Below are 13,142 nucleotides of genomic sequence, written 5' to 3' on the forward strand. Positions count from 1 at the left end.
TGAATTTTTATACTGCATGTTGCAGATGACGTAAAGCGTTCAATAAATTGATTTTATTGCCCGCCGGACAGAACTAAAAATTTATGATTGATCATCCTCCATCAGAGTTACTGCTGTCATTTATCTGGTTATTGGCATTAGTTGCCGGTATAGCCTGGTGTTTAATGGCCCATCCACTGCGTGTCGCCCCCAAAGCCAGTTTTCGGTTTTTTGCCGCCAATCTGGCATTAGGTGTTGGCATTTATTTACTGACCTTACGCACAGCAGACGCCAATTTACTGAACTGGTTTCTTGCCGATATGGCGATACTGAGCAGTTTTATGTTGATGGGCTGGGGTATTCAGCAGTTGTTTAAACTGCAATCAAGTGTGAAGCGGGATAGCCTGATCCTGTTGCTCACTGCTGTATTGATGCTGGCAGGTCAGTTACAACAACTGCATCCGATCTTTTTAGGTGTGGTGTTTTCAGTTACTGCTACTGTGTTTTCGTTTTCAGCCAGCCGCAATAATTTTCAGGCTATACAAAAAGATTTTGGTTTTGCTGCAGCTTGCCTGATGTCCGCGCCATTATTTGTCATGACAGCTATTTTCTTCGCCCGCAGCTTAATCCTGTTGTGGCCTGAACCCCAGGCAGATGCTTTTGTTGCCACTTACACAGATGAAGCTATGCCGTTATTATGGTCTTATGTCATTCTGACGCTGGCCATTAACATAGTGATGGTCGGAGGCGCGTTAGCGCGGCTGGTTGCCAAAATCCGCCAATTTGCCGAGCGGGACCAGTTAACAGGCTTATGGAACAGAAGAGCCGCATTAAAAAAACTGCAGGAAATACATGAACAATGGCAGAAACAACAACAGAGCTACAGCCTGATATTGTTGGATTTAGACCACTTTAAACTGATTAATGACAGCTTAGGCCATGACGCTGGTGATGCCGCTTTACGCCGCTGCGCTACCACTTTATCTGCTGTGGTGCGTACTCAGGATCTGGTCAGCCGTTATGGTGGCGAAGAGTTTTTATTAATGTTTCCCGGAGTGTCTGCTACTGAATTGCCTCTGATCGCCGAAAAAATCCGCAGTACACTGTCAGGCTGCCAGTTGATTTGGCACAACAATCCTATAGAACTCAGCGCCAGCCTGGGTTATGTCACTGTCTATCCTGGCGCTAAAGCCGAACATCTGCTGACGCTGGCAGACCACGCTATGTATCAGGCGAAAGCTGAAGGTCGCAATAAAGCCTGCGCTGCTGTTGCAGACTAACAAACCGGCATCAGGTGCGATTCAACAGATCAATCAGTTCTGATACTGCTCAGTAGATGTTGAATGATACGATCTGCCTGAGTTTTGTAGAGGGCCCATTGCAGATAATTGCCTTGAGTCAGTACCAACACCATATCCAGAGTTGGAAACACAGCAATGTACTGGCCTCCATCGCCTTCAGCTGTGTAATAAGAAACGCCATCTTGCTGTCGTAGCCAGAAGTAATAGCCATAGTCTCCGGCAGGACTTTTAGCCTGAGGGCTTGTCATCTGCTGGACCCAGCCAGTTGGCAACAGCTGCTCCCCCTGCCACTGACCTTGCTGCAAATACAAAATACCTAGTTTGAGCATGTCACGTGGTGTGAGCCATAAACGAGCCGAACCTTCGGGCACGCCGTCGGGTTGAGTGTCCCAGCGGTACTGGATAAATCCTAACTTATCAAATAGCTGCTGTTTGGCCCAAGGCTGCAGAGGCTGTTTTAACTGCTGCTGTAGTAGCTGCAATACCAGATTAGGTAAAGCACTGTTGTACGCCCAGCTTTTGCCCGGCCCTGTATTGGGCTGTTGCAGCAGGTAATAGACAAAATTCTGTTGCTGCCACAGCTTCACCAAATCCTGCCCTGTCCATTCATCCCAAACAAAACCTGCCTGCATCGACAACAGCTGATGCAGGCTAATACTGGCTTTTAACGGGTCCGATTTGATCACAGCATCTTGTGGTAACAACTGTGCCAAAGTGGCATCAACAGTCAGGCCTGTTTGCTGCAAGGCAATACCGGTTAAAGTGGCTGTGACAGCTTTTGTCACAGAAGCTACATAATGAGGTTTATCCGAAGTCCAGACAAAATCCTGCGACCCTTTCACCACCTTGATCCCTTGTTCAAAGTTGATAAAGTCGTTATTGCCCTTTTGATACTGCTCCAGCACCAAAGCACCGGACTTATACAGCAACAGACTATGTACTTGCTGATAACCGCTTACTGTCTTGTCCTGCAGCTGCAACAACAGCTGATGCAAAATCTGCTCATTCAAGCCTTTCACCTCAGGTCTTTGCACAGGCAAAGCCGGGTCTGGTGTGTGGTGCTGATGAAACTGGATTTTGTCCTCTAGGGGCGCGCTCTGCGCCAAAGCAGATAAAAAAGCACAACACAGAACAGCGCCTAGGATCAGCCATTTGCCTGCAGCAGATAACATCAGTCAGAACTCCACTGTGCGGCCAAGCTGCTGGCTTTGTTGTGCCAGTTCAATCAGCCGGATCCCTTGCAAAGCTTGTGTTGCAGAAACCGGGCTGGCTTTGCCTTGCTGCAATGCGGCCACCAGGTGCTGATAAAACAGCTGATAATTGCCAGCCAAGGTGGGATAAGTTCTTTGTCCGTCGGCTTTAGCCACCACACCATACAGAGCTTCAGGCTCCAAACCCCAGCTTTCCCCCAAAGGTTTTTGCCCTGCTCTTAATGCGTCTTCCTGCGGATCTAAACCCGTTTTATGATAAGAGCCGTTATCACCCTGCAGAATAAAACGAGTGGTAGGAAGCGCACAAAAAGGGCTGGAATGCAGCAGCACTTCTTTATCAGCGTAATGCAGCATCAAATGAAAATAATCCACTGTCTCACTGCCCTGCCGTAAAGCGCGACAACGGGCAGTTAATGCCTCTGGAGCACCAAATAACGCGATGGCCTGGTCAATCAGATGAGGGCCTAAGTCATACAAAATACCGGTGCCAGCTCCTTGTTTTTCACGCCAGCGTGGTCTTGGCACAGGCCGGAAACGGTCAAAATGCGATTCAAAATAACGGATAACACCGAGTTCACCGGACTCAATCAGTTGCTGTAGTGTCAGAAAATCTCCATCAAAACGCCTGTTATGGTAAACAAAAAGCTGGCGTTGCTGCTGGTCAGCCAGCTCAAACAGTTCCTGTCCTTGCTCCTCCGTCAGCACAAAAGGTTTTTCCACCAGCACATGTTTTCCGGCCAGCAAGGCTTGTTTTGCCAGTGGGTAATGACTGTCATTAGGTGAGGTGATCACCACCAGCTCAGCCTCTGATAAACGGATCAGCTCATCGCCATTTTGATAATGCTGTAACTGTGGATACTCTGATTTGAGTTCAGGCTGACTGCTGCTGATAGCCACCAGTTCCAGCTCTGGTTGCTGCACAATAAAAGGCAAATGAAAGGTTTTGGCGGATAAGCCATAGCCAATAACGGCAGTTTTGATCATAGATGCTCCTGTATGATTTCGGGCATAAGCAGGCATTGTAATACGACGGAAGCAGGGAAAGGGTGAAAAGATCAGAGAAAACGGCAGTGTATGTATATTTTAAAAGTGACAAAAAGTGTTTTTCCAGAAAGTCTGAGTATTCAGATCAGGATTGTCCTTTTTTGCCCAAAATCGGTTTCTTTACCCTACTTGTTATCAGAATTTGGTCCATAAAAAGCGGAGCAACAGCCGAAAATTATCCCCTAAAAGGGATTAATCATGAGTAATCCTTTACAGGGGATAAGCCATAAACTATCCTCAGAAAAGGATAAAAAAAGAGCAGCATTATGATTTATAGCCCCCAGCAGCTGGCCAATAAGATTAGGTTAATTCGTACCAGTAACAATTGGTCTCAAGCCGAGATTGCTAAAAAAGTAGGGATCAAACAGTCGACCTTATCGAATTTTGAAAACGATCCCGACCGCTGCCAATTACAGACCTTGTTTAAAATCTTGCAAGGGTTGCAGTTACATATGGAGCTGCTTGAACAACCACAGAAATTAGCCTCTGATCCAGATGATGAGAACTGGTAAATGCCGTCATTATCGCTCTATATGAACCAATCCTATGTCGGAGAGTTAATCCAGCAGCCAAACGGCGCTCATCAACTGAGCTACGCTCCGTCATGGCTTCAGGACAAAAAATCCAGACCATTGTCACTGTCATTGCCGTTACAAAAGGGAAAAATCAGCTCAGAAAAAGTATTCAACTTTTTCGATAACCTACTTCCTGACTCTCCATTAATTCGCCAGCGTATCATGAAGCGATTTACTGCACGGTCAAACCGCCCTTTTGACTTATTAAGCCATATTGGTAGAGACAGTGTGGGTGCAATTACCTTGCTAACTGAGCCTCTGCCGCCCATGGCATCATCAGAAAAACCAGAACTTCAGTTCGAGCCACTCACTGATACCAGGCTACAAGCGCTGCTGTTAGGCTATCAGTCTGAAAAACCTCTTGGCATGCTGGATGATGAAGATGATTTTCGTATTTCCGTTGCTGGGGCTCAAGAGAAAACGGCGCTGTTGCATTATCAGGGGCAATGGTGCATCCCCAAAGGCATGACTCCAACCACCCATATTCTAAAACTACCGATTGGAGAGATTAAAGGCCCCACAGCAACACTGGATTTATCGGAGAGTGTCGAAAATGAATGGCTATGTATTGAATTAGCCCGTGAGTGTGGCTTTGAAGTGCCGACCGTCGAGATTGTTACCTTAGACGACATCAAAGCCCTGGCAGTGACCCGTTTTGACAGACGTTGGACCTCTGCACACAACTGGCTTATTCGACTACCACAGGAAGATATGTGTCAGGCACATGGCATTTCACCTGCGCTGAAATATGAAAAAGATGGCGGGCCCGGCATCAGCGACATTATGAAACTACTGATGGGGTCAAGTAATGCACTGGCCGATCGAGACAGTTTTATGCGCTTTCAGGTTTTTCAGTGGTTGATTGGTGCAACAGATGGCCATGCTAAAAACTTCTCTATCTATCTTGAAGCTGGCGGTACTTATCGTTTAACTCCTTTTTACGACATTCTATCGGCTTACCCTTTACAGGGAGGAAAAGGCTTAGATATTCGCAAGCTAAGTTTGGCCATGGGTCTGACCGCCAGTAAAGGCAAAAAATATAAACTGGATTTAATCCAACCCCGCCATTTCATCAATACAGCTAAAGCCACTGGTTTTGACCCAGAACGGATGCAACAGATCATGGATGAATTTGCCGAGACCATGCCAAGCGCTGTTAGCCGGCTTCAGCAGCGTATGCATACACAGATACCGCAGCGGATCCAAACAGCAATTTTTGACCATACCCTGCGGCAACTAAAACGACTGCGGGGTGACTGAACTGCTGTCGCCAGACAGCCTTTCCAAATGTTAGACACAAACAATTGCCCGGAGCAATTGTTAACATCGGAACGAAGTGACGATGGCCCGATAGGGTGAGCGCCATGGACGGCGGCGAATAAAAAAACCAGCTCAAGGCTGGTTGATTTTTTTACTGGTCTTTACACCAGTAAAGTGGCGGAGCGGACGGGACTCGAACCCGCGCATCTTTCAACCTTGGGCGTGACAAGCCGGCCATGCTTTAACAGAGAGCAACCGACTGAACTGCTGTCGCCAGACAGCCCTTCCAAATTTTAGACACAAACAATTGCCCGGAGCAATTGTTAACATCGGAACGAAGTGACGATGGCCCGACAGAGTGAGCGCCATGGACGGCGGCGAATAAAAAAACCAGCTCAAGGCTGGTTGATTTGTTTACTGAGTGGCTAACCCAGTAAAATGGCGGAGCGGACGGGACTCGAACCCGCGACCCCCGGCGTGACAGGCCGTGACCACTTTCAATAGTGGCTATAATCTCAATAGATGAAAGTGGTAACTAACTGTTTTTAAATGATGTCAGTCCCCTAATAAGCCGGACATCAACCAAGATCTATTAACGCGGTGACCATGGACACAGGTGTCCAAAAAGCAGGCCGAGGGTCAGCGGTAAAGACTTTTTGGTCGGCTATGGTATGAAATTTCAGACCATAATTTTTACACTTTGCTGAAAATGAGGAGGGAACTTGAATAACTCTTTCATTGCGGTCTGAATATTCAGACTCAGTTCAACTTTGTCGGTAAAAATTTGACCATCAGAACGAAAACCATCGCTTGCCGCCACAGAACTTTATTTTCGCTTCAGATAAAAAAAGTCCTGCATTAATTAATTTTTGTCGATGTCAAATTCAAGCAGGTCTGACTATTCAGACCTTAATTTCAGCACTTTTCGCTCATTTTTTCTGCTTATGACTATGCTTGACCAAGCTCAAAATGCTTCTGCCTGAACGAGCCTATTTTTTAAATGGCAGAAAAACTGTATCGCCGGAAGGTCTGAAAAATAGGACCAGAAATTGAAGCCTACAAAAAGCACATCCTCAAAGCAGAATACTGGCTCACAGCTGGTTAATCTGCCGCTGCTTTTTTGCAAAAACGTATTACCGGACAGTCTGAAACTTAAGACTTTGCGGTATTTCAAAGACGTAAAATTTAAATCAACATGCACTGCACTTTGAAATCAGACAGCAATCATTCAATCACCCTTGCCACTTGATTTCAGATTGCACTGGCTTCGTACACCAAAGATCTTGCGCTGTATAGAGAACCAGCACCAAAGAACTTTGAACTGAGACAGCAAACCAAATTGTATTTATTCAATTCCAAACACAGCGGAAACAACAAGTGAAAAAAAGATGTGAAGGATCTAATAAATATCCTCCTGCAAAGGGTAAAAATAGAGCAGCCATATGATTTATTGTCCCAGCAACTCACCAAGAAGGTTAGGTTAATTAATGCCATCTTCAGATGAGGTGAACATGACTTGATTCTTCAATAAAGAAACAAATAAACGAATTCAGCCTCTAACATAGCCAAAGGCTGAATGGACGGAGCACATGCTTTTACCTGTTCGATACTTTAATACTTAATCAGTGACGAGGCCGATACATCAGATAATAAGCTGCAGGGATCACAAACATCGACAGAAGCGGCGCAGAAATCATTCCGCCGACCATAGGTGCAGCAATCCGCTGCATGATCTCGCTACCGGCGCCTGCTCCCCATAAGATGGGTAAAAGACCGGCCAGGATCACAGCAACTGTCATGGCTTTGGGCCGCACGCGTAACACTGCGCCTTCACGAATGGCATCCAGCAAATCAGCTTCACTGCTCTGATGTTGATCGGTTCGTGCCTGCCATGCTTGTTTGAGGTAAAGCAGCATGATCACACCGAATTCGGCAGCCACACCGGCGAGGGCGATAAAACCCACTACGCCAGCAACAGAAAGATTGTGACCGAGACCAAACAACAACCAGATCCCGCCGACCAGTGCAAAAGGCAAGGTTGCCATCAATAGCAAAGCCTCGGCAAAGTGCTTAAAGGTCAGGTAAAGCAGGATAAAAATGATCAGCAAAGTAAACGGCACAACCAGTTTTAGCTTCTCTGTGGCTCGTTCAAGAAATTCAAATTGTCCTGACCACGAAACTGAATAACCGGGTGGTAATTTGACCTGCTCAGCGACGGCTTGTTGCATCTCCCGCACCGCGGTGCCCAGATCCCGACCACGCAGGTCCACATACACAAAGCCCGCCAAACGTGCGTTTTCACTGCGCAACATCGGTGGACCGTCTTCTATACGAATGTTAGCGACATCACTAAGTATCAACTGCTGCCCTCTGGGTGTAACAATAGGCAAACTGCGTAACAGTGCTAGTGAATCGCGGACCTCACGTGGGTAACGAACGTTGATGGGGTAACGCTGCAGCCCTTCAATAGTTTCGCCAATGTTCATCCCGCCCACAGCACTGGCGACAATCAACTGGACATCAGCGATATTCAGCCCATAACGAGCCGCCCGCTCGCGCTGGATATCGATATTGACATAACGTCCTCCCGTCAAACGCTCAGCAAAAGCGCTGGTTACTCCGGGAATCTGTTTAACCTTTTGCTCAATCTCTTTTGTCAGTTGATTAATCACCGAAAGATCGCTGCCCAACACCTTCACCCCTACCGGACTTTTGATACCTGTGGCCAGCATATCGATACGGTTACGAATTGGCGGGATCCAGATATTCGTCAGGCCGGGCACCCGCACTGTTCTGTCCAGTTCTTCAATGATCTTTTCCGCCGTCATCCCTGAACGCCATTCGCTTTTGGGCTTAAACTGAATGGTGGTCTCAAACATCTCTAATGGTGCTGGATCCGTTGCAGTATCTGCTCTGCCCGCTTTTCCGTATACACTGGCAACTTCGGGTACCGCTTTGATCAGACGATCGGTTTGCTGCAGTAACTGCGCAGCTTTACTGGCCGACAGGCCCGGCAGTGCCGTTGGCATATACAGCACATCACCTTCGTCAAGAGGCGGCATAAATTCAGTGCCAAGATGTTGCAATGGCCATAAACTGGCCACAAAAATGACAAAGGAAAATACAATGGTGGTCCAGGGAAAACGCAAGACGATATTTAGTAAAGGCCGGTAAGCAGCGCTTAACCAGCGATTAAGCGGATTCTTTTGCTCATCAGGGATCCGGCCCCGGATCAGGTAGCCCATCAGTACGGGGATCAAAGTGACCGCCAGACCAGCACTGGCCGCCATCGCATAGGTTTTAGTAAAGGCCAGCGGCGAAAACAGCCGTCCTTCTTGTGCCTCCAATGTAAAAACCGGCACAAATGACAGCGTAATGATCAGCAGAGAAAAAAACAGCGCTGGACCTACCTCTGCAGCTGCATCGGCGATCACCCGCCAACGAGTTTCACCATGCAACAACTCCTCAGGATGATCCTGATGCCATTTCTCCAGATGTTTATGAGCATTTTCAATCATAACCACAGCAGCGTCAACCATAGCGCCTATGGCAATGGCAATGCCGCCCAATGACATAATGTTGGCATTGACCCCCTGCCAATGCATCACAATAAATGCAGCCAGAATACCCAAAGGCAAAGAGACAATAGCCACCAAAGCTGATCGGAGATGGAACAGAAACAGCGCACAAACGACTGCAACAACAGCAAACTCCTCAAGCAGTTTGAAGCTAAGATTCTCAATGGCTCTTTCAATAAGCCTCGAACGGTCATAAGTCGGCACTATTTCCACACCGGGCGGCAGACTCTTCTTCAACGCCGTCAATTTTGTTTTGACCGCCGCTATGGTTGTTAAGGCGTTCTCACCGGAGCGCATAATAATCACGCCTCCAACGGCTTCGCCCTCACCGTCCAGCTCGCCTATCCCCCTGCGCATCTCTGGCCCAATCTGAACATGGGCAACATCACCCAGCAAAACCGATACTCCGGCATCAGTAGTTCTCAGTGGAATGGCACGAAAGTCGTCCAATGTTTTCAGGTAGCCGGAGGCTCGTACCATAAACTCAGCCTCGCCCATTTCCAGTACCGATCCACCCGATTCCTGATTAGCCCGGCGAATGGCCTCGATCACTTGCTCCACAGGAATACGATAAGCAGCAAGTTTGTCCGGGTTCAGTACCACTTGATACTGCCGTACCATGCCGCCGATAGTCGCGACTTCAGCCACTCCGGATACTGCCTTTAATTCAAACTTGAGAAACCAGTCTTGCAAGCTGCGCAGCTGGGCCAGATCCTGCTGACCAGAGCGGTCGATTAATGCGTACTGGTAAATCCAGCCCACCCCAGTCGCATCAGGACCAAGCGCTGAGCTTGCGCCCGGAGGTAGCCGGGATTGCACCTGATTGAGGTATTCAAGTACTCGCGAACGAGCCCAATAGAGATCAGTCCCATCTTCGAACAACACATACACATAACTATCGCCAAAAAACGAATAACCACGCACCACCCGCGCCCCAGGCACTGACAACATAGTGGTCGTCATCGGATAAGTGATCTGATTTTCAATCAGCTGAGGTGCTTGCCCTGGCCAACTGGTACGGACGATTACCTGAGTGTCCGACAGATCTGGCAAAGCGTCCAGCGGAGTACGAAGCAAAGAGAAGACGCCCCATGCAGCTACTAGCAAGGTGGCAAGTAAAACCAGAATGCGGTTGCTAATCGACCAGTGGATCAAGCGGGCAATCATTGCTCACCTCCGTTTGCCTTGTTGTGTTCTGGTTGCCATTGGATAATCAGTGGCGCTTCGTCCTCCGGCAGGAGAAACTCAATTTGTATCGTGCTACCCACCTCAGGTTTGATGGATGAGTGATCAGGAGCCAACCTGAAATCCATCGTCATGCCAGGCCATTTTAATGCCGGTATTTCCGGATGCGTCAGCGTAAGGGTTTCATCGGCTACTGCTTCCACTAATGCAGATGTGTGGTAGCTTTGAGCCTCTGGTTTTACTGAACCTTGTTTCTTGTCTAAAGACCAACGGCCTTCAACACCTTTTAAGTTGGCTTCAGAGTCGATAAGGAATTGTCCGGAAAGCACAATTTTTTGCCCTTGCTTTAATCCTGACAAAATTTCAGTCTGACCATTTTGCTCGTGACCAATACGCACTTCGAACGGACGAAAGGCTTCATTTTCAACCCCAATAACAAGGGTTCGTTGACCGGTACGTACCAGCGCCTCTGACGGAACGACCAACGCAGTGCGGGCTGGTCCGCCGCTGAGCTTCATCTGCACAAACATGCCTGGCGCTAACAATTCGTGCGGGTTATCGAGCACCATCCGGGCTTTACGTGTGCGAGTCGTTGGATTAATCTCAGGCAATAAGGCTTGCACCTGACCACGGAACACTTCTGCTGGTAACGCAGCAGTTTGTGCCTCAACTTCTGAGCCAACCCTCACCTGAGCGGTCAGACTTTCCGGTATTTCAGCCTCAACCCACAGACTCGAAAGACTGTTGATGCGCATAAGCGGCGTCCCCATAGTTACTGTGGCTCCGTCACGAACCATCAATTCCGTGATAACGCCACTGGCCGGAGCGCTGAGCGTGATACGGGCATGAACCTGCCTTGTGCTTTTTACCTGGCTGATCTGAGTTTCGGTCATACCCGCCTGACGCATGCGCTGCAGGGCAGCTTGAGTAAGCCTCTCCAGCCCCTCTGTTTTCAAACCCAGAGTGGTCAGGTAATCTTGCTGCGCTGCTACCCAGTCCGGTACATAGAGCTCCAGCAATGACTGTCCCTTACTAACCGGATCTAATGCTGTGCGGACATGTAGCTTCTCCACAAAACCAGTTGCGCGAGCCTGCACCATAAATTGGCTACGGTCATTCCACGCCACTGTACCCACAGCTGATAGTTCAGGAGTCCATTGAGCCTGCATCACTTCACCTGTCCGCACGCCCAGATTCTGCTGAATACGCGAACTGACGGAGACTGTACTGTTGTCTGAGCTTTCGGCTCCGGCGTAGGTCGGCACTAACATCATATCCATAAAGGGAGATTTTCCCGGCGCCTCAAACTTGTTCCCCGGAACCATAGGATCGTGGTAATAGAGAATTTTTCGCTCTGTAACGGGATCTATATCTCCGGCCTTTAGGCCTGCTTCAATATGGCGCTTCGAAGCCACCTCTCCTTCAGAAATCCCCCAGCTTGAGGGGTCAACGACTTGAGTTGTTCTTTTAGTTTCTGCAGACCCGGCACTTAATGCATGTGCCTCTCCATTGCTGAAACCTAATTGATAGAAACTTAATCCCCCAGCCATGAGTCCGGCTGTCACAAGACCTATGAGCAGGATAGTTTTGCTATTCATGGCAAAGTCTCCTCAGCTGAGTGATTAGACGGATGGTATGAGTTGGCTGGTCTGCTGGGGTCGCGGGGAATAAGAAATTCCAGTTCAGCCCACCAGGCAGCCGTCTGTTTTTCAAGACCTAGCTTGTCCAGCTGGGTGTCGATCAGCATTCGCTTAGCTTCAAGTACTTCTGCCAAAGATGCTTTGCCGCCACGAAATGCAGCAATTAAAGCGTCAACGCGCTGGGTTGCCAACGGGATCAACCTCGTGTTGTAGTTCTCCAGGCGGGTCAGGTTGCTGCGCCAGTTGACAAAGAGTCTTTGAGTCTCAAAAAGGTGCTCACGCCGCAATTCTTCGCGCTCAAAACGCAGCTGTTCAACTTGCGCAAGTCTGGCTGCAACTTCTCTGTCCTGCTTATTCGCCCGATCCCACTGCAGAGGGATGGACACGCCAAGCGATACCATATCGCCAAACTGACTGCCTCTCTTGCTGTACATAAAAGACCAGCTCCAATCAGCATCTTTTTCCAGCTCAGCCAGGTCGACATCCGCCAGCGCAATACGCTCACGGGCATTCAGCACGGCGACATCCGGATGCAAATCAATGTCATCTGCTAACTGGTGTGCAACAAGACGAGTACTGTCAATGCGGGGCGGAGCTGCAAGTGGGTTTGAGGCCGCGTCACCAATCCAACGTTGCAAAAGTGCCTCAATGGTGCTGAGTTCCGCCCTCGCCTCCAGCATTCGGTTCTCGATTTGTGCCACTACAGAATGCGCAGTCAGGACATCTGCCTGACTATGACGACCGGCACTATAGGAGGATTCGATAGCCTCACTCACCCCTTTGGCTTCATCACGCTGACGTTGCAACAGTTCGAGCATTTGCTCTTGGTAATAGCGATCGAACCAGGCCTTGGCTGTTTGGGTGAGTAGCCATGCTTTAAGTAATGATTGCTCAGAGGAAGTCACCTCAGCTTCGCGTTCATAACGAACACTGCGCGCCTGACGTTTATCAGCTGCTGTAAACGTCTGCATCAGGCTGACTGAACGCATGGTCATAAAATCCTCAGTCAGACCGTAGCGCATGGCTCCTTCGACAGGCAGATTGTCTACAGACAAACGCAGCAGAGGATCAGGCAGGCGAGATGCGGAAACTGCCATCTCACGCGCAGCTCGTTTTACTGAATCCTGAGCCTGAAGTGTTGCAGAACGGCTTTCAGCAAGCTCCAAAGCAGCTTGCAGAGTCAGTGCTGTTGAAGATGATTGCGCTGCTGCAACATTGGCAAAACAAAGCAACAAACAAGCACTGATAACGAAGTTGTTTGAGCAGAGCCTATGGTGGCGAATTGGAGATAACAGAGACCCCCTGACGCCCAATGTAAAAATTGAATGCATTTACGTAATTCCATCAATGATCTTCGCCCAGGCTCTGC

The 13,142-nt window shown here is 48.6% G+C and carries 8 protein-coding genes; 3 read left to right on the forward strand and 5 right to left on the reverse strand.

What is annotated here, in order from left to right:
* The first annotated feature begins 83 nt into the window (after positions 1–83).
* The gene (locus tag LSG37_RS07570) at positions 84–1,259 is read left to right on the forward strand and encodes a GGDEF domain-containing protein (RefSeq protein ID WP_233079310.1); all 1,176 of its coding nucleotides are present in this window, start codon (positions 84–86) and stop codon (positions 1,257–1,259) included.
* Between the two features lie 29 nt (positions 1,260–1,288).
* Here LSG37_RS07570 and LSG37_RS07575 read toward each other — a convergent pair whose 3' ends face one another.
* Together LSG37_RS07575 and LSG37_RS07580 are read right to left on the reverse strand one after the other, a co-directional pair.
* Positions 1,289–2,452 (reverse strand): serine hydrolase domain-containing protein, encoded by a 1,164-nt coding sequence (locus LSG37_RS07575; protein ID WP_233079311.1) that lies wholly within the window; start codon positions 2,450–2,452, stop codon positions 1,289–1,291.
* Between the two features lie 3 nt (positions 2,453–2,455).
* Complete coding sequence (locus LSG37_RS07580; protein ID WP_233079312.1) at positions 2,456–3,475, reverse strand: oxidoreductase; 1,020 nt, start codon at positions 3,473–3,475, stop codon at positions 2,456–2,458.
* Between the two features lie 326 nt (positions 3,476–3,801).
* Between LSG37_RS07580 and hipB the strand changes: the two genes are divergently transcribed.
* The gene (hipB, locus tag LSG37_RS07585) at positions 3,802–4,047 is read left to right on the forward strand and encodes a type II toxin-antitoxin system antitoxin HipB (protein ID WP_233079313.1); all 246 of its coding nucleotides are present in this window, start codon (positions 3,802–3,804) and stop codon (positions 4,045–4,047) included.
* Complete coding sequence (locus LSG37_RS07590) at positions 4,048–5,370, forward strand: type II toxin-antitoxin system HipA family toxin (protein WP_233079314.1); 1,323 nt, start codon at positions 4,048–4,050, stop codon at positions 5,368–5,370. It abuts the gene before it with no gap.
* Between the two features lie 1,622 nt (positions 5,371–6,992).
* Here the strand turns inward: LSG37_RS07590 and LSG37_RS07595 are convergent.
* The 3 genes from LSG37_RS07595 to LSG37_RS07605 are packed head-to-tail and all read right to left on the reverse strand — an operon-like array spanning position 6,993 to position 13,104.
* Complete coding sequence (locus LSG37_RS07595) at positions 6,993–10,115, reverse strand: efflux RND transporter permease subunit (protein WP_233079315.1); 3,123 nt, start codon at positions 10,113–10,115, stop codon at positions 6,993–6,995.
* Positions 10,112–11,731 (reverse strand): efflux RND transporter periplasmic adaptor subunit, encoded by a 1,620-nt coding sequence (locus tag LSG37_RS07600; protein ID WP_233079316.1) that lies wholly within the window; start codon positions 11,729–11,731, stop codon positions 10,112–10,114. The genes LSG37_RS07595 and LSG37_RS07600 overlap by 4 nt, the downstream gene beginning before the upstream one ends.
* Positions 11,728–13,104, reverse strand: a complete 1,377-nt coding sequence (locus LSG37_RS07605; RefSeq protein ID WP_233079317.1) for a TolC family protein — start codon at positions 13,102–13,104, stop codon at positions 11,728–11,730. The genes LSG37_RS07600 and LSG37_RS07605 overlap by 4 nt, the downstream gene beginning before the upstream one ends.
* Positions 13,105–13,142 lie beyond the last annotated feature (38 nt).

Origin of the sequence: Rheinheimera soli, from assembly GCF_021290985.1 — a bacterium.
GTDB classification, from domain to species: domain Bacteria; phylum Pseudomonadota; class Gammaproteobacteria; order Enterobacterales; family Alteromonadaceae; genus Pararheinheimera; species Pararheinheimera soli.